Raw genomic sequence first — 23,482 nt, forward strand, 5'->3', positions numbered from 1 at the left:
TAGGCATAGAAAAATCCCCTTAAAGTTAACAGATGAATTATAGTTTTTCATCTGTCAACCTTAAGGGGACTATAGCAAAATCATTGGCCACAATCCAATACTGGCAAGCATCAGTGCCGATAAAATGATCGTATTCCGTCGGCCACAAATGTCACCTGCTTCGGTTCTGATTATAGCTGAACACGTTTGTAGCTGAATGATTCACTCACACTACTCATTACCGCTAACTGATCACATTTTAGTTGCTATCAAAATACTGTGTAAGCCGAGAGGTTGCCAGATATGGGCTCAGGCGCGTCGTTCTGCTTGGTCAGTAGGCGGGGTCCCCCTACTGGCTTAGCAGAAGACCAAGCTTGTAGACTCGGTTCTTTCGAGGCTTCAAGTTGCGTCCGCACCGTTCCAGCCCATATCTGGCGACCGGTAAGGCGAATATTCACACTAGGTTGATTAATATGCAGGCCAATATCATTGTCATAACAAGCTTATCTGGCGTTTGAGCAATTTTAGTATTAATGAGGACCCTATTTTAACCAGGCAGCCCAGTCCTGATACAACTGCGCGTACGGGCTTTCACGCTGATAGACCAAATCCAAGTCGTGCCGTAGCTGACTAGCCGTTAATGGCAGTACTTTAAGCCGACCAGCGGCCAAGTCTTCGGCTACCACAGAGCGGTACACGAAGCTCACACCGGCTCCCCGCAGAAGTAGCTGGCGAATGGCGGCTGGATTATTCACCGTAATCAGCTGGTGAAACTCAGTCAGGGCTACGTTAGCCGCCTGCGCCAGGTTTACCAAAATTTCACGGCTGCCCGACCCGGTCTCCCGCACCAATAACGGCGTGGTCGTCAAGTCAGCCCAATCAATGGTTGCTTGCTGCGCGAGCGGATGATTACTAGCCACCACGCCCACAAACGGTTCCTGCCGAACGACCCGAAAGTCATACCGAGTCTTATCAAAGTTCCCTTCAATTAAAGCAAAGTCACTGGCACCACTATCCAGCGCAGCCAGTGCATCCTGAGTATTCGTCACCTGACAACTAATTTTTTGATACCGATTACTGGCCTGCAAGTGCTGAATCAGTTGCGGCGCCAAGAATTCACTGAGTGAAAGCGTCGTGCTAAAGGTCACCTGGCGCTGCAATTGGGGGTGCTGCAAAGTGGCTACCATCTTATCGGTTTGCACCTGAACCCGTTGGATAAAGTCCGCCAGCTCTTGCCCCGCCGGTGTGATGGTCAGATGTGGCCGCTGATAGTGCACCAGTTCCAATCCCAATTCCGCCTCAAGGCTTTTAATCTGTTGTGTGACGGCTGGTTGGGTAACGTAGAGTTGCCGCGCCGTTTGGGTATACGACTTGGTGTGAGCCAACACCAGAAATGTTTGATACCGAGTATCGAGCATAGTTAACCTCCTTGATAAGCTGCATTTATATCGTTATTAAATATGACAATTTTAACTTATAACAAGTTTCCAGTAAACTAAGGGTATTCATTTTAGAGGAGGAAATTAACTTGGATATTCGAACGACAATGGTCACCCGGAGTTTCTGGGGAGCAGCGGCACTGACACTGATTTGTGCCGTCGCTGGGAGCGAATTGGCTCAGGTGCCTTACCTGAACCTGGTCGGTGCTTTGGTCATCGCCCTATTATTGGGTATGGCCTGCCAGCTAGCCCCCCGCGCCATCAATGCGAATCGCGCCGGTATTGGTTTTATCAGCAATAAATTTTTACGATTAGGTATTATTCTCTTAGGATTCAAATTAAACCTGATTCAGCTCGCACAAGCAGGGGTGAAAACCATCACCTTGGCAGCCGTCGTGGTCACTGGTATGGTGTTGCTCACCTACAACCTCAGCCGAAAGCTCGGCGTCGACCGCGAGTTAGCCATCCTAACGGCCACCGGGACCAGCATTTGTGGAGCTGCCGCCGTCATGGGTGTTTCTCCCCAGATTAAGGTCAGTCCGGACAAAGCGGAACGCCAACGGGAAAACGAAGTCCTGGCAGTCGCCATCGTCGCCATCTTAGGGACGGTCTTTACGCTGATTGAAATTGGTTTGAAACCCTTACTCCACCTGACTGCCGTTCAATTTGGGGTCATGACTGGTGGGTCGCTCCATGAAATTGCCCACGCCGTCGCAGCTGGTAGTGCTGGTGGTCCAGTCAGTTTGGACACCGCCATTATCACCAAACTTTCCCGGGTACTTCTGCTTGCGCCAGCAGCATTGATCATCGGCTGGTGGTACCAAAAACAAACCACGACAACAGCTAGTGAAACTAGCCACACGAAGTTACCCATTCCCTGGTTCATGGCCGGCTTCCTGCTGACCAGTATCATCGGAACTTGGTTACCTTTAGGCACTGTGGCTTTAGCCGCCCTGGTCAAACTGGCCTACATCTTCCTAGGGATGGCCATGGCCGCTCTTGGGATGAGCGTCAACTTCCGCGTGATTTTCCAGCGCGGGGGAAATGCCTTCCTGGCCGCAACCCTTTCTTCAGTTGTTTTACTAACTGGCGTCACAATTGCCAGTAAACTATTCTTTTAATCCACTAAACCGTAGCTACCTAAAACCAACCATGTTATACTGCATGTGCATGGGAGAGCGCCTAATCACTACGTTCTAAGGAGCGATACTCAGATGAAAAATATCAAGAGCTGGCTGATTGTTTTAGCTGTGGCGCTGGTTGGTGCCATCGGGTTATTAGCCTACACCGCCTATCAACAGGCCCAAGAGTCAACGGTCCCCGTGGAAAATACCACGTCTAATCAGGATTAATTCGGTAGTACAAATAGCGTAGAAGTCGACATGCGGCGGCTTCTACGCTATTTTTTGTTGTTTAGCTAAAGGTTGAAAGATTGAAAACTGTTATCAAACCAGGAATACGTTATAGACTTGAAATTAGTCTTGCCCAGTCACCTGCGGCGGTCAGAGATTCCGCCTGCTGTGGGGACCGCCTCCGGCCTGAAAAGCGGTCCTGCGGCTCGGTTTGAAGCCTGGAAAAACCACCAGTCTCCAAACACGTCCCACGCTGTAAGCCGAAAATCGGCTAACACCGTCGACACAGCTGGCTCCACCTCTGACCCCCTCCGGTTAAGCGGGTTCTTGGAAACTAAACTAGTTTATCTGCCTGAATGACAGTACTTACGCAATATTATTGGCGAGATTGGGGCTAATTAAGTTGAATCGAGTTCAATTTACAATAGCGATACCTAAAACCACATACAATCGTCGATGATGTTTACAGCAGGAATGCGTTCATTTCGTCAACGCTGTGATGTAGCCGGTGGTGTCCAGGGGTGGTGCCGGCTGTGTCGATGGTGTTAGGCTGGGCGATTGCTTCTCCCCGGCCTTACAGCATGGGACAATCTTGGACCCTTGGCGGGCTTTGCTGAGGGTTCAAGTTGAGGAGTGAGACCGCCCTTTGGCTCACTCCGGTCCCCATAGCAGACGCCGCCCCTGGAAACCACCGGCGGCAATCCCCCCTCAAATTCTACAAGAAATGAGCAAAAGTCCCGTTGTCCCACAGGATGTACAACCCAATCAGAATGTACACCGCAATGGTCAGGTAGCGACCCTGTTTCTCCAACACGGTCGCGACTTTAGGCAGACAAGCCAGTCGGTACCCAATCTCCCAAAACAGCACGACCATCACCGCAAACGTCAGCAAAATCACCGGGATAGCCGCCGGTTCAACCGTCGTAAACAATGGGACGTAAATCCCCACGTTATCCGCCCCACAAGTGGCCATGGTAATCACCGCCACGCTCATGATCAGGCTCCGAGGATTCGTCACCTGATTGGCAATCGCTGCCGTGTCGTCGTCATCCCCCTGAAACCATAATTTTAGTCCGAGATAAATTGGAATCAATCCTAATAACCCCAACAGCCACGGTGCGGGCACAAATCCCAATACCAGCGCTAAAATGAGCGAACTTCCCATCAAAACGATGGTCCCCACGAAGTCCCCCACCAGCACCAACCACCTGTCTTGGTGCTTTACGCGGCTGAAGATTACCATTAGAATAATTAAGTAATCGAGTCCGGTTGAAATATAGGCCGTGACCCCCGTTAAAATTGTTTTTAACATAACCCCATCTCCTATGTATGTTATTTATAACATATGTTAACATGGACATATGAAAGGAGCAAGCTTTATATGGCTGACTCACCTAAACCTGTCAAAAAAATTGCCCAACCGATTTTAGAGGCCTCACAGGATATCTTTAAACTCCTCAGTAATACCACCCGCCTTCAGCTACTCTATCTGCTCGAGCAACGCGAACTCAACGTTAGTCAACTCAGCGAACAACTGCAGGTCGAACAATCTGTGGTCTCTCATCAGTTGGCCCTACTTAAGAAAGAACAACTGGTGACCGTCCGCCGGGCAGGTAAGCAAAATTTTTACCAACTAGATGACCCACACATTCTGGATATCGTCAACGAAACATTGGCCCACGTCGACCACGTCTTACGGGGCGAAACGCACGGCCATTAATACACGTAAAACCGATTACCGGAAATCCCGCTGCGAATGCAGTATACTTTCCTTACACACTAAACCAGTTGTCGGCAAAGCCCTTTGGCCGACTAATTAGAAAGATGGGTGAACTAAAATGCCTACTATGAAGGAAATTGCCAAGCGCGCCAACGTTTCGGTCGCAGCGGTTTCGGTCGTTTTGAATAATAAAAAATCACGAATTTCCAAGGCCAAGAAGGCCGAAATCAAACAAATTGCCAAAGACCTCAACTACCATCCCAACATTGCCGCCGTCACGCTCAGCAAAAATATCAGTCTGACCATTGGCTTAATCGTGCCAGACATCACGAACCCTTTCTTTGCCACGCTCACCCGGCTGATTGAACAGCAGTTAGGCGCTCAGGGCTACTCAACCCTCTTCGTCGATAGTAACAATTCCTTTACTGCTGAGAGCGATGCCGTGCAAAACATGGTTTCACGGGGGGTCGACGGCATTGTCCTCGTCCCTTCCAACGAGTTTTTCTTAAGTAAAAAGAAGGAACGAAAGGCGCTAATCGAAAAGAGCGACAAGCCTATCGTCCTGTTGAATGCGTACACTGATCTTAAGGTCAGCTACGTCAACTTCGACAACGTCCAAGGCGCCTACCTCGCCACCCAGGAACTGATTAATTACGGCCACACCCACATCGCCTTCATTCGTGGGAAAGCCAACTTTGTCAACGCCGCCGAACGGCTCGAAGGTTACCGCCAAGCCCTCAAGGACAACCGCATTGCCTTCAACGACGACCTGGTTTTCGAGGGCGATTACACCCTGGACTCCGGAGCCAAGCTGGCGCCCAAGATTCTCGAAGACCCGGCAACGACCGCCATTCTGAGCGCCAACGACCTCATGTTATTCGGGGTCATCAAGTGGGCCAAGCAGAACTTCGTCGACATCTTCAGCCGGGTCTCCATGGTGGGCTTCGACAACGATCCTTACGGTGAAATCATTGAGGTGCCCTTGACCACGGTCGACCAGCAACCGCTGGAAATGGTTAACGAGACCATCGACCTCCTCCTTGAAATGTTAACGACTGGTGAGAAAGTGGTCCAACACCTCATCGTCAAGCCAAAATTAATTAAGCGGAGTTCCATTCACAAGATTGAAAACTAGAAAGCTTATGTTTAGTGACGGGACACCACGAATTGTCGGATTAATGATTAAATATTAACAATTGCTTTCACTTATCAAAATGATAAAGCGTTTAATCATGAACTTTTCTCACCTTTTGTCGCGCTAATATTCTTGACTTGAACCTTTAGCGTGCTGTATGATGACCATAAATAAAAGCGCTTACAGAAGAGCGCTTTTAATTTTAATCAGTTGGTTAAGCGCTTAACCCAACTAAGGAGGACATTTATTATGGCAAAAGTTTTACTGGCTGGTGAATCCTGGATCTCGACGACCACCGAGTATAAGGGGTACGACTCTTTCACCAGTACAAAACTCGAAATTGGTTGCGACGACTTGTTACAAGCACTACGCGGACTCGGCCACAGCGTCACCCACTTACGGGCACACGATGTGCCAGAACACTTTCCCTGGACGCTAGCCGAACTCAACCAATACGATGTCATCATTCTTTCCGACATTGGGAGTAATTCCTTCACCCTCTCCAACGGCGTCTTCGCTGGGGGTAACCCATCCGTCAATCGCTTAGAACTCTTGAAGCAGTGGGTCGAAGCTGGGGGATCCCTGATGATGGCTGGCGGCTACCTGTCATTCGGTGGTTTTGAAGGCAAGGCCCACTATCACAACACCCCCATCGAAGATATCTTACCGGTCACCGTGGCCCCTTACGACGACCGGGTGGAAGCACCCCAGGGGGTTGCCCCACAAACCGCTCAAGCCAACCCCATCAGTGATGGTCTCGGCAAATTTCCAGTCATTTTGGGCTATCAGGACGTGACGCCTAAGGCTGACAGCCAGGTACTCATGACCGTGGCCGACAAGCCGCTCCTGATAACCGCCACAGCTGGTAAAGGCCGGACGTTGGCCTACACCACCGACATCGCGCCACACTGGGCCTCTCAGGAATTCATGGCTTGGTCCCACTATGGCGAATTCTTCTCTCGCTGCATCCAGTGGCTGGCCGGGGACTTAGCTTAATTTATCTGTCAGGTTATCAGAATTTTAGAAATGGGGAAATAAAATGAATGAACAACATTCTTCAAACGACAAGCTGAACACCGCTGAAAAGACCGTTGTTGTGCCATTATTATTAATCGCGACCATTCTTGCCGGCATGCTGTCACCCATGCAATCCGCTGTGAACGGCCAAGTCGGCAAGCTGTTGAAAGATGGCAACGCTTCTGCCGTTGTCTCCTTTGGATCAGGACTGGTCGTTATGGCCGTCATCATCTTAGCCCGCCGCTCTACCCGGCAACAGTTCGCGTCCATCCCACGTAAAATTGCCGCTCGCAAGATTCCCTGGTGGAACTGGGTAGCCGGCTGTTGTGGGGCCATGGTCGTTTTTTCCGAAGGGGCCTCCGCCTCTGTCCTGGGCGTGGCTACCTTCCAAACAACTTTAATTTCTGGCATGGTGATCTCTGGCTTGCTTTGTGACCGCTTGGGTATTGGGGTACCTGAGAAACAGATGTTTAACTTCCCGCGGATTTTAGGCGCCTTACTTGCCATCCTAGCGACCGTCCTCGTTGTATTGCCTAGCTGGCAAGCCCCTAAGGTCGTCGCCTTAGCCGTTCTGCCATTCTTAGCCGGTCTACTGGCCGGTTGGCAACCAGCCGGTAACTCTGCTGTGGCTCAAGAAACTGGATCCATGCTGGTATCTATCACCTGGAACTTTATTGTCGGTTTCACCATCTTAGGTGCCGCCCTCTTGATCCGGGTCATGATGGGTCAAGTAACCTTCACCCTGCCAACCGCTTGGTGGATGTACCTCGGTGGGCCCCTTGGCTTACTGTCGATTGCCCTGATGGCGCTGTTAGTTCGTGGCTTGGGCCTGTTGTTGCTGGGCCTTGCCTCCACTGCTGGTCAGCTGATTGGGTCCGTCCTGATTGACTGGATGATTCCCGCTCTGGGCGCACAGGTCTACACGGTCACCGTCCTTGGTGCCGTGGTTGCCCTGATTGGTGCTGGTATCGCGATGATGCCTTCCGCTAAGAAGAAGGTAGCCGTCAACGACCTCGAGACCCACTGATCACACAGAAAGGAGCTTCCTTATGGCCTGCACAGGCATTGAATTAATTAGCAAACAGGGGCATCCCTTCTGGGGTCGCACCCAAGATTTTGAACAACATTTTGAATACTCTGGCGTGAAGATTCCCAAAGGCTACGAATTCCAAGAAGCCTTTACCCCGTTCAAGAGTGAACGCAACGTTATGGGCATTGTCTGGGCCAATGACATTCACAAATCACCGGTTCTGCTCGACGGGATCAACGAATACGGCATCTGTGGCGGTTCATTTTACTTTGACCACTTTTACCGCTACGTGCCGACTGCCGAAATCACGGCCAGCGGTAAGACTGCGATTCGTGGTGAGGAACTCTGTACCTGGATTTTGACCCACTACCGTAGCCTGGATGACATCAAAGACCACCTCGGCCAAGACATTGGCATCACCAATGAACCGGGCCCGATGATGGGCATGTCGGTTCCGCAACACTGCGTCTTTCACGACGAAACGGGCCGGTCCATCGTGGTCGAACCGTCAATTGAAAATGGTTTCCATATTTACGAAAACAAGCTCGGCGTCTTCACCAACGCCCCCACTTTTGACTGGCATCTAAGTAACCTGAAGACCTGGCTGGAACGAACTACTGACCGCCACTACGACTTCACGGTTGACGAACCCATTGACCAGATCAAGCTGGGCGAACCAACTAGTGGTCTGGTAGGTATCCCCGCCGACTACAAGCCTGAATCACGGTTTCTCCGGGCTGCCTTCTCCAAGCTCCTCTCCGTGGACGTTGACGACGATGAAACACTCAATCAGATTTTCCAGCTGCTGACCACGGTGAATACGCCGAAGGGTTCCCTGCGGATTCCACAACCAGATGAGACGTTGATCGCCTGGACGCAGTACACCGCTGGCTACGATATTCAGCAAAAGATTCTGTACGCCTTCACCTACGACAACCGGGATCTGCGGTCACTGGATTACGGTGATCCGAACGATTGGGGCAGCGATATCCGCTATTTTAGCTTTATCTCCAAGCAAACTGCCCGTCCATTTACTGAGAAGAATTCCTGGGCAGCTGGAGAGAATACGATTTAGAACGATAATACTGGCTCCAATGGTGCCAGTCAAAACTGAAGGTATAACCAAAAGCACTGACAAAATCGGGATTTTATTCTCGAATTTGTCAGTGCTTTTTTATTTAAACGTGCTCCGCCAGACAGGTTCCTGCGCTTAGTATGAATCTAGTTTAATGACTGGATTGGCTCTCGCCTGTTTATCCCTATCCTGGCTGCCTTTGAAACGTGCTCTGTGAGGCAGACCCCTGCGCTTAGTATGAATCTGGTTTAATGACTGGATTGACTCTCGCCTGTTTATCCCTGTCCTGGCTGCCTTTGAAACGTGCTCCGCCAGACAGGTTCCTGCGCTTAGTATGAATATAGGGCATGTCCGGCGCTGCCGAACATGCCCTATATTCCCACTAATGCTCAGAACCTAAACGTCTGGCTCCGCACTCTTTACATCTTCATTCCCATCTTCTCATAGGAACTCATCCCGGCAAGATGGAGGTCCTTAACGTCAATTCCTCGCTCCTCAGCGACCGCGTTCATTAGCGTGTCCATATCCATCAGCTTGTACGTCTGTGGATGTTGTGGATCGTAGGCTTCAATCTGAGCCATCATCCCGCCATCTTCGTGTTCAATAATGTGGCAGTGATACATGAAGACACCCGGCTTGTCGAACCAAACCTTTAACCGGACCGTTTCACCAGGGTTGACGCCGACCGTGTCCTTGAAGCCGTGTTCGTTGGCGTACGGTTCATGGCCGTTGCGCGAGACCACTAGAAATTGGGTGCCATGCATGTGGAACGGGTGGACCATGCCGCCCTCCATGTCATTGGTGTTGGTAACATCCCATAACTCAACGTTGCCCACCTTTTGTTTGGCGTCAATCCGTTGCATTTCAAATTTCTTACCGTCAATCATGACTTGTTCATCCATCCCAGACATCACGACCTTACGAATTGGCGTATCTGGCGTCACTTCTGGGTCTGGAATATCAACCAGGTGGGCTGGCAATTTAGCCGTGTCTGTCGCAAAGTCGTGGACTCTGAACCGAACCAACGGTACATCGTCACTGTACAACGTGACCGTCTTACCGGGCGTAACCTTGCCGAAGTCCACAATAATTTCGGCCCGTTCAGCACAGGTTAACATCAGGTGCGTAAATTCAACTGGTTCCGGCATGACACCACCGTCTGAGGCGATTTGTGTGAATGGCAGGTCGTCGTCAAAGTGTAGCCGCCATTCACGCCGGTTAGCGCCATCCAAGATGCGGAGGCGGACCCGTTGCGTGGTGACATCAAAGTAGGGATTAATGGTCCCATTGATCATGGGCGTAGGTCCTTGAACCCCGTCAGGATCGTAATCAGCGTTGTAATCCCATTGATTATCTTCGTGAAAACGCCGGTCTTGTAAAACTAACGGAATGTCATCCACCCCGTAGTTCCGTGGAAATGGTAATTTAGCCTCAACGTCATCGGTAACCAGTGCCAATCCCGCTAAACCATGCCAAACCTGTTCGGCCGTTGATGGACACGGGTGCGCGTGCAACCACAACGTCGCAGCCGGTTGGTCGACCTTAAAATCAATGTGGCGCGTCTTACCAGGATAAACGGGCGCGTGACAGCCACCGTCGGTATACGGTCCTGGCACGTTGAGACCGTGCCAGTGGAATGTGGTCAATTCTGGCAAACTATTTTTCAAATCAATGTGCATGGTCTTGCCCTTCGCAAAGACAACGGTTTGGCCAAGTAACGAGCCATTGTACCCCCAGGTCTTCGTTTTCTTACCCGGCAATAATTGGGTCTCCCCAGCCTGAGCCTCAACCGTGTAATATGTATCCGTCGCCGTCTCTTTATCGGGTTTCAACAAGGGTGGAATCCGTAACGGTTGTTGCGGTGTTTTCGGTTCTGCCAGCGGCACATACCCACCATCGTGCGTATTGTAAGCCGCCTCATCAAAGAAATAATCGGTGTAAATTGATTTTGTCATCTTGAAGGCTCCCCTACGAGTTATTTAGAACACTTACAAAGTAATCATACCGCATTCTTTCGGGCGAGTAATAATAATCCGTTTGTGAAATTGCCTAGTAACCCATGAAGCGCGTGGACCAGTAGACGATTAATTAGTATCTTTAGTTAGTGAGCATTTCAGCAAGGCCAACTGGGAACAAAAAGGGCTGAGACAAAAGTCTCAGCCCCTTCAAATATATTGTCTATCTAAGTGTCCCCATAGCCGTTTTCTCTCTGAACACTGCTATGGGCCCAATTTACCGGTCCGTCCGCGCCCGCAAAGCGTAGAGAATCGTTACGGTGTCGACAACTTCTTGGAAGACAGCCCCGATGATGGCGGGAATCACTCCGAAGCTGGCAATCAGCATCAGCGCGGTACAGATGAAGATACCGATCAACACGGCCTGCTTGGCCACCCGCATGGTATCTTGCGCAATTCGGCGGGCCACACTGACCCGGGTCAAATCATCCTTCAACACCACAGCATCGGCGGACTCACTTGCGGCCGTCGCACCGTGCGCCCCCATTGCGATTCCCACATCAGCCGTGGCCAACGATGGTGCATCATTGATGCCATCACCAACCATGGCAACTGGTCGCTGGTCATCCGGTAATTTCGCCAGTACCGCTATCTTTTCGGCGGGCAAACACTCCGCGTGAATCTGGTCGATGCCCACTTCACCGGCAATCTGGCGGGCAATCGGTTCACGGTCACCCGAGATCATCAGCAGGTGACTGACCTGGGCATCCCGCAGCGCCGTCATCGTAGCGGCAGCTTCCGGTCGAACGCGGTCACTAAAGCTGACGTACCCCTGATACAGGCCAGCCGCCGAGACAAACACCGCCGTCTGGTCGGGCTTTTCCACGTCCTCATCCGTCACAAAACTTGCTTTACCGACCCGAATCGTTTGGCCGTCGATGGTGGCTTCGACCCCTTGGGCGGTCACTTCAGTTACGTCGGTCGCCGTCAGGAGCGGCCCCGTCGTCGCGGCTACCAGTGACTGAGCGAGCACGTGCCCGGAATGTTGTTCCGTACTGGCCGCCAGCTGTAATAACGTTTCGGCCGTTACCGCTGAAGTTGGTACGACTTGGTCGACCACTAATTTTCCTTGCGTAATCGTCCCGGTCTTATCAAACGCAAACGTCTTAACCTTCGCCAATTTTTCCAACGTGGTCCCAGTCTTCACAATGATTCCGTTACGACTAGCCCGACTCATGCCGGAAATTAGGGCAATGGGCGCTGCTAAAATCAAGGGGCATGGTGACGCCACGACCAAGACCTCAGCGAACCGCACCGGATCACCTGATACGGCCCAAGCGATACCAGCAATCACGTAAGCTAACAACGTGAACGGCACAGCGTAACGGTCCGCCATCCGAACGAATTTTGCCGGTTGTTCTTCAGCCTGCTTGACCAAGCGCACAATGTTTTGGTACTGACTGTTGTCTGCAGTCTGATCAGCCTCCAGTTGAACCGAGGCTTCACCGTTGATACTCCCTGACATGACGGTATTGCCGGCAACTTTCTCAATTGGCCGCGCTTCACCGGTCAGAGAGGCTTCGTTCACCGTGGTAGGACCGGTTAAGAGGGTCCCATCAACTGGGATGACTTCACCGGGACGAACGACCAGGTGGTCACCCACCACGACCTCCCCCACGGGAATATCCGTGAGCTGGTCGACCACTAACCGATGGGCCGTTTGAGGTGAATTGTTCAGGAGTTCTTGAAGTTCACTGTTGGCCCGCTGTGCTGCAAAGTCTTCCAGCGCGTCGCCCCCAGTCAACATGAGCAACACGATTAAAGCGGCCCAGTACTCACCAACCGCTAACGTGGCCAATACCGCGGTAATCGCCAGTAAGTCCACCCCGAACTTGCCGGACTGCAGGGTCTTGACCATGTCAATAAACATCATGAGTGCCAACAGGACTCCCAAGGCAGTCACAATGATCTGGGCCACACCAGCCTGATGATTCACAAATTGAAGCCATAAAGCAATTACCCCTAAAACAATGACGCACCAAAACTCTCGGTACTGTCTTAAACGGCGCATGCTAGTCCCTCCTTTGTAATGATTCTTACTTAGTTCGAGTATAACAAACTGTAATCGCTTTACCAGTCCAAACAAAAATAAAAAGCCAAGACCTAGGCCCTGACTTTACCGTTTCATGTAGTTCGGCAATCTCATCCAGCTAGGAGGGGACCACGCAAAAATTAATTTAGAAGTGACGACGCACTACCGCGCTGACACCCAACGTGGCCGTGGCTAAAGCGACACCCAAAATACTCAGTGGGGTTGCGTTGGCTTCACGCGTCTGAGGCAACTTAGTGTTTCCTGCAGCGACGGTGTGGCCACCGTTTTCGGTAACCGTAGCCTTGGCTGGTTGATGCTTCAGACTAGCAGCTTTAGCGGCAGCTGCCTTTTTAGCAGCGGCTTTCTTGGCTGCGGCTTCTGCAGCTTCCTTCTTGGCAGCTTCGTTCTTTTCTTCTTGTTCCCGTTCTTCTTGTTCTTTGTCGGTTTCAGTACCTTCATCGACATCGATTGTCCCGGTGTTGTCTTCTTCCTCTTCTTCATCGGTTTCGTTCGTGTTCGTGTCACCACCACCGGAACCGCTGTTACCGTTAGAGGAGGAAACCTTTCCGTTGGCTTCTTCAGAGTGCTTGCCACCAGAGGTACCGCCGCCCCAGTTCATCACGGCGTTGTTCCGGAATTTATAACCAGAATCGATCAGGGAAGGATCTGTAACCTTGGTGTAGTAGTCAATGACCACGAGGTTGTTGACCGTGTCAGTAAATGCTAGGTCAAACCCGTTGTCGTTATATGTAACGTTGTAGTCGTCGCCTTCAGTCATGGCTGGCTTTTCACGCTTATAGCTCGTCGTGCTAGTCCAAGTCCCATTGCTGACGGTCACACCATGAATCAAATCTTGATAATCACCAATCGTGTCAGTAATATCCAGATTCTTCATCTCAAGTTCTTGACGATTAACGAGAATCGTCCATTTGATGGTGCCGTCGTCTTGCAAGACACCCTTCTTGGACAAGTTGGCTTCGTCAGACACAATGTTGATTTGTGACGTACTGTTGCCCTTGTCTTTCAGTTGGAACGTCACGTCCTTTTCACCAGTATCTTCGTACCGGTACTTGGTGGCCAGGTTCAACGTTAATTTGTCGTTAGTCTTGCCCTCCAAGGCATCATTCATGGTAATGACGACCCCGGTATCGGAGACCACGGCGTTCCCAATGACGGTCCCGTCTGTGTCGTAAACCTTGAACTCATCACCCGGCGTCTTCCCTTTCAGGTTCTCAGGAAAGTCCAACGTAATGGTATCACCATTGTGAATTGGGGTATTCCCAAAATTCAAGTTGTACTGAATATCAATCGTATCTTTATGTTTGAAGTCCGGACCATTCGTCACACTTGCTGACGTGGTGAAATCCGCACCGTTATAATTAGTGGCCGCTTTGGCCGGTGTTGCCATTTGGCTGACAACTAATACCAAGACCAAACCTAATAGTCCAATTATCAGTCGCCATACTTTACTATTTTTAATCAAAAAAATCCCCTCCCGAAACTTTTACATAGACAAAGTATACGCGCCTAGACGGTAGCTTGGCAATAGGAGCTGGACAGGTTCTATGAACTGTGTGGGAAAAAATTAGGCGGCAAAAAAAAGACACGAAAAAAGGTTTGGGACAAAGGTCTCAAACCCTGTTGGTACGCCGAACGTAAATAGCCAAAACGTGAGACAAAAGGCAGTCAACTCCGCTTTTGTCTCACTCTTCCACAAGCTAGAACCTAGCAAATGCGCGTTCCTAGCATCTGCATTTCTTTCTTCAAGTCTAAATCAGATTTTTCTTCAGCCGTGTAGGTAATCAGGCCCACCGCGCTGTCCAAAATGCCAGAGTCATCACGCAACGACAATTGATTGAACACCCTGTCCAGAATTAACCCGTTACTGAGATACAATTCCGTATCGGCGTTGGTAAATAACTGCAGCCCCAAGTTGTTCTCCAGGGGAATGGCGTAATCGGGATCATTGTCGGTCAACGCCACGAACTGAAACTTATCGCCAATGGCACAGGCCCCGCCAACCGTAGAATACCGGTTGGAACCGTCGTCCGTCGTTAGTAACAGCACCGCGTCTGGCTGAACGTTTGCCGCCAAGTAGGCCTGTGCTGCCTCTTTAATCGTGATTTTCATGAGCAATTTCCCTCTTTCCTGCCAACCAACTACCAGTCAATTGTGCACAACTATTTATACCTTTTTAAGGAGGACTTGTAAAATGATTAGCTCAGTAGAAAAGAGTGCGGCAGCAGGCGCTTAGCTCGTGAGCATTAACGGTGATAACCAGGCAATCCCGAACCTGGATTATTTGGTTATCGCTGTTAAGCGGAGCGAGCTGCCTGCTGCCGCACGTTTCGGCCAGATAAATTCGGAGACAAAAAACGGTCCTAGGGTTAACCCCAGGACCGCATAATCTGCTTAACAATTTTGACGAAATTTCAACTATATCACTATTTTCCAAGCAGCAATCGGCCTCACAGTGGCTGTAGGTTGGCCAGGTGGTGACTGGCTGTGTCGGTGGCGTTAGCTCGGTGCATTCCCGAGGTTACGCCACGGGACGAGCTTGGAGACCCGCGAACTTCAGCGGGGCTTCAAGTCGAGGCGCAAGACCGCTCTATGGCTTGTGCCGGTCCCCACCGCCAGTGACCACCTGGCCGACCGAAAGCGAATCAACGACGCACAAACCTACTGCTCATACCCCCGTTTGATCAGAGCAACGACTTCATCCTCAGACAGATTCAGCTTCTGCGCTTCACTGGTGAACCGGCTGACGTAGCGATCGAAGAACTCCGCCCGCCGCTTCTCACGAATGCTTTCCGCGGCCGTGGGCGTGACAAACATACCGACTCCCCGCCGCTTTTCAATAACGCCGGCAGCGACCAGTCGGTTAATCCCTTTGAGCACCGTCGCTGGATTGATATGAAATTCTTTAGAGATTTCCGTTGTCGACGGAACCTGTTCACCCGCCCGGTAGATACCGGTAAAAATGGCCTCTTCAACCTGTTCGGCTACTTGTAGGTAAATTGGTTCCGGACTATCAAAGTTAAAATTCATAATCATCCTACATTCTGTATAAACTCGTTTTGTCGTTACTTAACCGCGGTCTTAGGTAAGACGATTCGCCAATAAAGAACCAACGTAATCAGGTAGTAAATGGCGTATAGTCCTAAGAAAATCGCGAAGGTGCTTCCGATACCCAGGTACGGGCTCATCGGTGATTGCATCAGTGGTTTGAACATTTGCAGACCGAACAAAACATCAATTATACCCATGATACCAGGAATCAAGAATAAAATCCCAATTTCTTTTGCGATTCCTGACCGCATCAACTGGTAACGAACCCCCATCTTGTAGAGCATCCGGTAACGTCGTTGGTCCCCGGGAGCACCGGACAAGATCTTAAACATCAGGCAGGAGGCCAACATGGCTAGGAAGGCGATTCCCAGGAAGTAGCCCATGAATTCCAAGCCGCCAAAGAACCCGGTCATCATTTCGTACGACTGGTAACTTCCAATCGTCATCTCTGCGGGTTGGCTGAACCGTTGACGTTCCAGTTTGGCCAGCTTTTTAATCGTCGGGGTATCGCGCTGCAGGCTCTTGACCCGCACCGTCGTCACCGTGGTCGTCTTTCCTGATTGTTTGGCGAATTGGCTAGCCGACACAATTTTGGGTGTCAGCATTCGCTGAGAGTTTGTGGCTAACCCCAAGAAATCCATGTCAGTGGGGCCAGTCTTTTGAAATTTCTTAATGGACTCCGTCACGTAACTGGTCTTCACGTTGTCGCCAGTCGTCATCTTTAATTGTTCAAAGGGGTGCTTGGTTAATTCCGCCGCGTTATAGTAGACCATTTTTCCTTGGCGTTTCTGCGTGTAGGTCGCCTGGTGACGAATATCCAAGCAATCAATTAACCGTTGTTCCTGTGCCGTCTTATCGTGAACGGCAATGGTATAGGCCCCAAAGTTCCCCGCCATCATTGGTAATTGGCGGTGGTAGCCGGACCCCACGGTAATCGCGCCAAGTGCCATGGCAAACAGGAGTGAAACAATCGTCAACATCCGCGTGTAATTGTGAACTCGGAAGTTTAACTGACCTAATAGGAAGCTATTCAAATGTTTCTTGGCCCAAGCTGTCTTGCGTAACGACCGAATAAACATTAAGATGGTCGCTCTAAAGAGGAGATACGTTCCCAACGTAATTGTGACCAGTGCCAGTGGAATGGCCGCTGTCTGCAGGACCTTAATGGCAGCTAGTGCCCAGTACCCAATACCTAATAAGACCAGTCCCAGTACCCCAGCAACTGCTTGGCGAAAAGGCTTGACCTGCGTTTGATTTGCCTGTTCATCACTGTGTAGCAACTTCAAGACGGTCGTTCTGGTCAAGTGAATCAGGTTGAACAGCGACGCCAAAATGAAGAGTCCCACGTACAAGACTGCCGTGGCAATAATGGCTGGTACGTAGAAGGAAGCCAAATGGGCCAAGTGTAAGCCCAAGCTGTCCAACAGAAAGCCGACTAAAAATTTGCTCATCAACAAGCCTAACGCAATCCCAATTGCCGTGGCGACCGTTCCCAGAATCAACGTTTCTAAGAAGACCAATTCCCCGATTCGCTTGCGTTTGGCGCCTAACATCATGAACAGTCCGTAGTCGTGCTGCCGCATGCTCAGGAGAAAACTGTTGGCATACATAATATAGACGATGGTGATCAAAATCAACAAAGCCGCGCCAAAGCCAAAAATCAGACTGGCAGATGAGGCGACGGCATTGGCCTTAATAAAGGCCTTGTTCGTTGCCAGGTTGGCAAACATATAGAAGATGGCGGCCGACATGGTCAATCCCGCGAGTAAGACCAGGTAGTCGCGGCGCCGGTTCTTGATTCCGGCTAGTGCTAATTTTCCTAACATGCTAATCCCCCTACTCGTTGAACGTGCCGAGTTCGTTTAAGATCTCTTGATAAAAGGCACTCCGGTCCTGATTTTCTCGCCGCAACTCTGACCCAATCTGGCCATCCTTGATGAACAGGATGCGTTGGCAAAAGCTGGCGGAAAATGGATCATGCGTCACTAGGAGAACGGACATGGCCTGCTTCTGGTTGATGGTCGTCAGCAAGTCCAACAGTTCCCGGGCACTGGTCGAATCCAACGCCCCAGTCGGTTCGTCTCCCATTAAAATTGATGGGTGGTGGACGATGGCCCGGGCTGCGGCCACCCGCTGCTTCTGACCACCGGATAATTCCGCTGGATACTTCTGCAAGAGGTCGGCGATGGACAACGTCTCAGCCACTTCATGAATGGCTTGGTCCATGACCCGGGAGGAGGTTCCTTTGAGGGCCAGCGGCAGGCCAATGTTTTCTTCTGCCGTCAGGCTTTCCAACAGATTAAAGTCTTGAAAAATAAACCCAACTTCCTCAGCTCTGAAGTCAGCGAGTTGGTTGCCCCGCATCTTAGTGACGTCGTGGCCGTTGACGATGACATCGCCCTTAGTTGGTGTGTCGAGTGTCGATAACATGTTTAATAGCGTGGTTTTCCCAGAACCTGACGCCCCCATGATCCCGACGAATTCCCCCTTGGCCACCTGAAAGTTGATATCCTTAAGTGCCTTGTACTGGCGTTCATTAGCCTTGCCATACGTTTTTTCCAGGCCAGCAACGCTGACGACTGCGTTTGATGTTGTCATTTTAAAATCCCCACTCTTTCTTGTTCGTTGGTTAGTTACTTGTGTAATTAACTATAACGGTTAGTGAGAAATTGTCAACCACCATTTGCTAAGAAAATTGCGAAACCCAGCAAAGACGCTCCACGAGAATTTCGTGATTATTCGGTGTACACTGGTACTTGTAAGCTTTAAATCTGACACAGAAGGAGTTTTTTTGATGAAGCAATTAAACTTAGGTGGCACATCCTGGCAGGCTTCCGCAGCCGCTTTAGGGATCATGCGGATGGGCACCCTCAACGTCGATGACGCCGTAAAAGCCCTCCAAGCTGCTCACGAAGCGGGCATTAACTACATTGATTCCGCCGATATCTATGGGGACGGGCTCTCCGAAGAGACCTTCGGTAAAGCCCTCAAGGCTTCTGACTTTAACCGTGACGACTTCTACATTCAGTCTAAGGGGGGCATTGTCTTAGACCCCGCCCGGAGCCACGACGGCTTGGTCTTCGGCCAACGTTACGACTTCTCCAAGCAACACCTATTAGATGCAGTGGATGGCATCCTAGAACGGATGGGAATCGACTACTTGGACGCCTTCCTGTTACATCGGCCAGACCCATTGATGGAGCCTGAGGAAATTGCCGACGCCTTTGATACCCTGCAACGGGCTGGTAAGGTTCGGCACTTTGGGGTTTCCAACTTCAACGTCCAACAGTACCTGATGCTTCAGGAAGCTGTTGATCAGAAGTTGATGTTCAACCAACTCCAATTCAGTGCGGCCCACTCCCAAATGATCAGTGAAGGCCTGCAGGTCAACATGGACAATTCGCCTGTCGCCACTGACGGCGGTATGTTAGAGTTTGCTCGGCGGAAGAATATTACCATCCAAGCCTGGTCCCCATTCCAGTACGGCCTGTTCGAAGGCATGTTCATCAACGATCCGAAGTACCCCGAATTGAACCAGAAACTGCAAGAACTCGCCGACAAATATGGCGTTTCTAAGAATGGTATTGCCACTGCTTGGATTCTCCGTCATCCAGCCAACATTCAAGTGCTGCTCGGAACCATGAATCCGGACCACATCAAGGATAGTGCGGCCGGTGCCGACGTTAAACTGACGAAGCAGGAATGGTACGACATTTACCTGTCTGCCGGCAACATCTTGCCTTAATAAATCACCTTTAACAAACTAGGCGTCATCAGAAATCTTTCTGTCAAATTGACTCAAAGATTCCTGATGACGTCTTTTTATTTCCGCTAGAATCCCGGTATAACGGGAATTGCGGCCTTAAATAACTGTCATAAAATTATTTATTAAAAAGGGTTGCACTTTCCCGATTTGGTGTTAAACTAAAGGTGTTCTTAAGGGCGAGTGATTACTCGCTCGACAACCAAGAAAGGGGATTATAATCATGTTTACCACTACTTTTTGGATTTTAGCTATTTGGTTAATTGTCAACGGTGTTTGGACCTGCTTTGCAACCAACAACCAGCAGCTGATGAAGTGGTTCGGTTGGATCAACGTGATTGCAATCATCGCTGGATTCTGGGTATTCTACGGTGCAGCTAGTGTTGCCGCACTTGGCGGCTGGTTCACTGCCGTTAACTGGGTCAACGTGATTCTGGCCATCGTCCAATTTGTCTTCGCCTACCGTAAGACGACTGCCCAGAATTATTAGTGAATAAGAGTGGTGGCTGAAGCTACTGAGTGGTCTCGTCCTAGTCTAGGTGACTCGCAATCTGACATTCAGTAGACATTCCTCCTTCAAACCAATACACTTCTTATCCAATCAATCCGATTGCAGAAAAAACCGGCGTGTCTACTGCGAGACCACGCCGGTTTTTTCTACGGGAAATAAGTCGCGAATTCCCGAATTGCCTGCTAAGATAGACTTAATTAGAAATTACAAAGGTGGTAAAGTCATGGCGAACAAGAAAATCTTGGATAAGTTCCCAGAGATCGTTCAGGCCAATCAGGAGCTGACTCAAAAGCAGAAGGACGTGTTAATTGCTAGCATTCGTCTATTTGCTGAACAGGGGTACGCAAATACCAGTACCCACCAGATTGCGGTGGCGGCCCATCAGTCAGAGGGCACCATGTTCAAGCACTTTAAATCGAAAGCCTACATACTGCGGGTAGCTCTAGATCCCGTGATCAAGCAACTCATTCCTGACGTGGAAGCAGACTTCAAGCAGGAATCGTTGCAGCATCCTAGCGCCAGTCTCCACGAATTTCTCGATTTTTTCGTCCGGAATCGCATGGCATTTGCCGCGGAGAATCAGGACGCCATCAAGGTCTTCTTCAGTGAACTCCTGTACAACGAAGATCTACGGAAGAAATTCATTGAGACCGCCCGTGATGAATTAATTGCTGCCTTTCATGATACGATTGTGGAAATGCAGCGTCGTCACGTCATGATCGACTGGCCATTTAACGAAATCTTCCGGTACATCATTGCGGTCATTGTCGGTTACGTGGTCGACCGCTACGTCCTCTTCCCCGAACGTGAGTGGGACGACGATGTCGAGGCGAAGTATTTAATTGCCGAACTTGAAAAAGTATTACAGCCCTAGTCATGGGTAAGGTTGAGCGGAAACTCTCAACCTTTTTGTTTCTCAACTTTTAATGCTTGCTACTTGCTCTTCGGTGCTTCCTGACCAGTTGGGGCGTTGTTCAACGTCCACTGGAAAGTGCCGTTGTAATTGCCCTGTGCGGCCCCGGCCCCCACGTTTAGTGTTGGCCCAGCAGTGGCACCCCAGGTACCGGAGATGTTTGTCTCAACATCATCCCCCGCGGTCATCTTGTGGGCCATAACCACTCTGGCATTTTCATCCAAGACGGTCGGCTGCTCACCCTTTTGGGCAAACAGAATATTGCCATCCAACGTCTTGCTGAGGTCATCCCCTACGTGAAATGGCTTAAGCAGGGAAACGGTCACTAACCACTGACTATTTTCGTCACGGTCATCGTACACACCAAGGTTCCAATTGTTCGGTTCCCGGCCAACCACTTGGCTATTCCCGGTCAGCTGCGTTGACGTGAAGGCGGGCTTATCAGGTAAGGCCGAGAAGTAAACCTTCCCCGGCTCACGCGTAATCACATAGTCCACCGTCTCAGAAGCTGAAGCATCCTGCCCACCGGCAGCCTTCAAGGACAAATGATTCTCACTCTGGGTCAGCAGTTCTGCCGGAATCGTCCACTGGTAGTGGCCGGGGGTTGAATCGCCGGCAATCGCGTCCTGGGTAACGTCCTTGGTAACGTCTTTTCCGTTCAACGTGGCCGTAATTAGATACTTAGCGGCCTCAGTCGTAGTGGCAAACACCTTACCGTCATTGGTCAAACTGGCTTGCACTGTGGCATCATCCCGATGCTTCACAGTCTGGTTCGTCTCACCCAGCGCAGCCAGTCTCAACTTCACAGCATCTTGCACCTTGAAGCTAGGCTGCTTCAAGGTCGTCTGATAGTTGGTCCCATAGAACCGACTCGTGGTACCTGGCACCACTGGATCAGCGTTATGGTCTTTGACCGTTCCCGTGATCGAGACAGTCGCCGTCTTGTGGTCCTTGCTTAGCGTTTGCGTCCACGCCTTGTTGAGCGTGGCTTGACCGTTCAAGTCGCTATCACTAAACGGATCACTCTGAGCACCCCAGTCATAGCTGACGTCACTGCCACTCGCTGACCACTGAATTTGTGAAGGTAGTGGGACATTCATGGTTAGTGGTTGAATTTCCTGTTCCCGTTCATTTTTATTTGCCGGTTGCTTGTAGGTAAACTTGTACTGGTACTTGACCTTGTGACCACTAATCACGGTCTCGCCTTCAGCAATCGGTTTGCCAGTGGTCTCATCAGTTAAGCTAACTTCCGGAACTACCCGGTCCAAAGTATCTGGATCTTCAATGACGACAAATCCGTTTTCACTTCTATCTGGATCTGGGTTTGTTGCAGTTTGATTACCCGTTCTGCCGTAGTTAGATCCCGTCATCCCCCAAAAGACATCTCCGTTACTTGCTGGTGCAATCAGCTTCGACGTATCAATCTTAACCTGATCATGGATGATTTTGCTTTCATCTTGTTCCTTACCAGTCTGGGCATCCACATCGTCATATTTGTATGTCATCATTTTTTTCTGAGCGTCCCACTCTAAACTGACGTGATGCCACTGCCCATCATTAAAACCTTCGAAAGGCTTGGGTTGCAGATGTTTCATTGAATAGTAATGACGACTATATTGATCGTAGTGCGTAGTATAGGTACCATCATCCCCCGGATAACCACTAGCAATATGTGGACCAGACAATTCTGGAACTTTATCTCCATCAAGATCAAATCCTTGAAGCGCATTATACTTTGAAGATCGGTTTGAATGGGTATCAAACTCCAATGCCCAGCTATTTGAAATCGCTGAGCTAACAATTGAATCGCCTTCAATTCCCCAGACCCCTAACGACTCACCACTTCCGGAAAGCTGTTCATCCTTATGGACCCCGCCTCCTGTACCATTTTGCAAGACAAAGGCCATACCTTCTCCAATTTTATCAATTGGCTTATCACCAAAATGTAGCCACATTGAAAAATGGGCATTCTTGTAAAGATTGAGCCGATTGGTTGAATCTAATTTAGACCAGATTGCGGCTTCTTGTTCCTGATTGCCGTTTTCTGTAAACATCATAATGGATTTAGGAACCCACTTTGAAGCACTAAATACATTAGGATCATTATCAACTTTGCGAACATTATTTTTATTTAGAAACTGTTTAACTTTCCGCGTATTAAAAACATTATGACCTGAATTTTTATCCCCATCAAACAGCATCACACCCTGTGGTGCCGTCTTCAACGCATTATCTAAATCTGCATCCGCATGACCCAGAATCGTCTGGGTACTTGTCAACGTCATGCCGGTTACACCCGCAACCGCCAGTCCAATTAACCACCTTTTCACAATAATCTCCTCCCATTTATCATCTAAAGTGAATTATACAGGTGTCAATGGACAATGGGGTACAATATGTGTCATTATGACAATTTAAATAGTTTATTTATT

At 50.0% G+C, this 23,482-nt stretch carries 20 protein-coding genes; 10 read left to right on the forward strand and 10 right to left on the reverse strand.

Annotation, left to right across the window (positions count from 1 at the left end):
• Nucleotides 1-521: 521 nt before the first annotated feature.
• Nucleotides 522-1,397, reverse strand: coding sequence for a LysR family transcriptional regulator (locus EKM87_RS10650; RefSeq protein ID WP_125684606.1), 876 nt, complete (start codon nt 1,395-1,397; stop codon nt 522-524).
• A gap of 128 nt (nt 1,398-1,525) precedes the next feature.
• Here EKM87_RS10650 and EKM87_RS10655 point away from each other — a divergent pair, with 128 nt between their 5' ends.
• Together EKM87_RS10655 and EKM87_RS12420 are read left to right on the forward strand one after the other, a co-directional pair.
• On the forward strand, nt 1,526-2,539 hold the full coding sequence (locus tag EKM87_RS10655) for a YeiH family protein (protein ID WP_164506491.1): 1,014 nt from the start codon (nt 1,526-1,528) through the stop codon (nt 2,537-2,539).
• 93 nt (nt 2,540-2,632) lie between these two features.
• Entirely contained in the window at nt 2,633-2,770 is a 138-nt protein-coding gene (locus EKM87_RS12420; RefSeq protein ID WP_164506490.1) for a hypothetical protein, read from the forward strand.
• A gap of 715 nt (nt 2,771-3,485) precedes the next feature.
• Here EKM87_RS12420 and EKM87_RS10660 read toward each other — a convergent pair.
• The gene (locus EKM87_RS10660; RefSeq protein WP_125684610.1) at nt 3,486-4,082 is read right to left on the reverse strand and encodes a cadmium resistance transporter; all 597 of its coding nucleotides are present in this window, start codon (nt 4,080-4,082) and stop codon (nt 3,486-3,488) included.
• A gap of 69 nt (nt 4,083-4,151) precedes the next feature.
• Between EKM87_RS10660 and EKM87_RS10665 the strand changes: the two genes are divergently transcribed.
• From EKM87_RS10665 to EKM87_RS10685, 5 genes are all read left to right on the forward strand, one after another.
• The gene (locus tag EKM87_RS10665) at nt 4,152-4,490 is read left to right on the forward strand and encodes an ArsR/SmtB family transcription factor (protein ID WP_125684612.1); all 339 of its coding nucleotides are present in this window, start codon (nt 4,152-4,154) and stop codon (nt 4,488-4,490) included.
• 118 nt (nt 4,491-4,608) lie between these two features.
• Nucleotides 4,609-5,625: a LacI family DNA-binding transcriptional regulator gene (locus EKM87_RS10670; RefSeq protein ID WP_125684614.1), complete on the forward strand. Its 1,017-nt coding sequence runs from the start codon at nt 4,609-4,611 to the stop codon at nt 5,623-5,625.
• 249 nt (nt 5,626-5,874) lie between these two features.
• Entirely contained in the window at nt 5,875-6,621 is a 747-nt protein-coding gene (locus EKM87_RS10675) for a glutamine amidotransferase (protein ID WP_125684616.1), read from the forward strand.
• Between the two features lie 43 nt (nt 6,622-6,664).
• Complete coding sequence (locus tag EKM87_RS10680) at nt 6,665-7,669, forward strand: DMT family transporter (RefSeq protein ID WP_125693571.1); 1,005 nt, start codon at nt 6,665-6,667, stop codon at nt 7,667-7,669.
• A gap of 22 nt (nt 7,670-7,691) precedes the next feature.
• Nucleotides 7,692-8,747 carry a linear amide C-N hydrolase gene (locus EKM87_RS10685; RefSeq protein WP_125684618.1) on the forward strand — a complete coding sequence of 352 codons (1,056 nt, stop codon included), beginning with the start codon at nt 7,692-7,694 and terminating at the stop codon, nt 8,745-8,747.
• Nucleotides 8,748-9,166: 419 nt separating this feature from the next.
• Here EKM87_RS10685 and EKM87_RS10690 read toward each other — a convergent pair whose 3' ends face one another.
• From EKM87_RS10690 to EKM87_RS10720, 7 genes are all read right to left on the reverse strand, one after another.
• Complete coding sequence (locus tag EKM87_RS10690) at nt 9,167-10,702, reverse strand: multicopper oxidase family protein (protein ID WP_125684620.1); 1,536 nt, start codon at nt 10,700-10,702, stop codon at nt 9,167-9,169.
• A 277-nt stretch (nt 10,703-10,979) separates the two neighbouring features.
• A complete protein-coding gene (locus EKM87_RS10695) occupies nt 10,980-12,773 on the reverse strand; it encodes a heavy metal translocating P-type ATPase (RefSeq protein ID WP_125684622.1) in 1,794 nt (597 codons plus the stop codon).
• Between the two features lie 166 nt (nt 12,774-12,939).
• On the reverse strand, nt 12,940-14,277 hold the full coding sequence (locus EKM87_RS10700; protein WP_125684624.1) for a collagen binding domain-containing protein: 1,338 nt from the start codon (nt 14,275-14,277) through the stop codon (nt 12,940-12,942).
• Between the two features lie 242 nt (nt 14,278-14,519).
• A complete protein-coding gene (locus EKM87_RS10705) occupies nt 14,520-14,924 on the reverse strand; it encodes an iron-sulfur cluster biosynthesis family protein (protein ID WP_125684626.1) in 405 nt (134 codons plus the stop codon).
• A gap of 549 nt (nt 14,925-15,473) precedes the next feature.
• A complete protein-coding gene (locus tag EKM87_RS10710; RefSeq protein WP_125684628.1) occupies nt 15,474-15,842 on the reverse strand; it encodes a GntR family transcriptional regulator in 369 nt (122 codons plus the stop codon).
• Between the two features lie 35 nt (nt 15,843-15,877).
• On the reverse strand, nt 15,878-17,689 hold the full coding sequence (locus tag EKM87_RS10715; protein ID WP_125684630.1) for an FtsX-like permease family protein: 1,812 nt from the start codon (nt 17,687-17,689) through the stop codon (nt 15,878-15,880).
• A 10-nt stretch (nt 17,690-17,699) separates the two neighbouring features.
• Nucleotides 17,700-18,461, reverse strand: coding sequence for an ABC transporter ATP-binding protein (locus EKM87_RS10720; RefSeq protein ID WP_125684632.1), 762 nt, complete (start codon nt 18,459-18,461; stop codon nt 17,700-17,702).
• 196 nt (nt 18,462-18,657) lie between these two features.
• On the opposite strand from EKM87_RS10720, the gene EKM87_RS10725 reads away from it, so the two are divergent.
• From EKM87_RS10725 to EKM87_RS10735, 3 genes are all read left to right on the forward strand, one after another.
• A complete protein-coding gene (locus EKM87_RS10725) occupies nt 18,658-19,608 on the forward strand; it encodes an aldo/keto reductase (RefSeq protein ID WP_125684633.1) in 951 nt (316 codons plus the stop codon).
• A 241-nt stretch (nt 19,609-19,849) separates the two neighbouring features.
• Nucleotides 19,850-20,116 carry a hypothetical protein gene (locus EKM87_RS10730; protein ID WP_125684635.1) on the forward strand — a complete coding sequence of 89 codons (267 nt, stop codon included), beginning with the start codon at nt 19,850-19,852 and terminating at the stop codon, nt 20,114-20,116.
• Between the two features lie 244 nt (nt 20,117-20,360).
• Entirely contained in the window at nt 20,361-21,011 is a 651-nt protein-coding gene (locus EKM87_RS10735; RefSeq protein WP_125684637.1) for a TetR/AcrR family transcriptional regulator, read from the forward strand.
• A 59-nt stretch (nt 21,012-21,070) separates the two neighbouring features.
• On the opposite strand, the gene EKM87_RS10740 is transcribed toward EKM87_RS10735, so the two are convergent.
• Entirely contained in the window at nt 21,071-23,380 is a 2,310-nt protein-coding gene (locus tag EKM87_RS10740) for a lectin-like domain-containing protein (protein WP_125684638.1), read from the reverse strand.
• Between the last annotated feature and the right edge of the window lie 102 nt (nt 23,381-23,482).

The sequence above is a fragment of the Levilactobacillus yonginensis genome, from assembly GCF_003946265.1.
Classification (GTDB): Bacteria; Bacillota; Bacilli; order Lactobacillales; family Lactobacillaceae; genus Levilactobacillus; species Levilactobacillus yonginensis.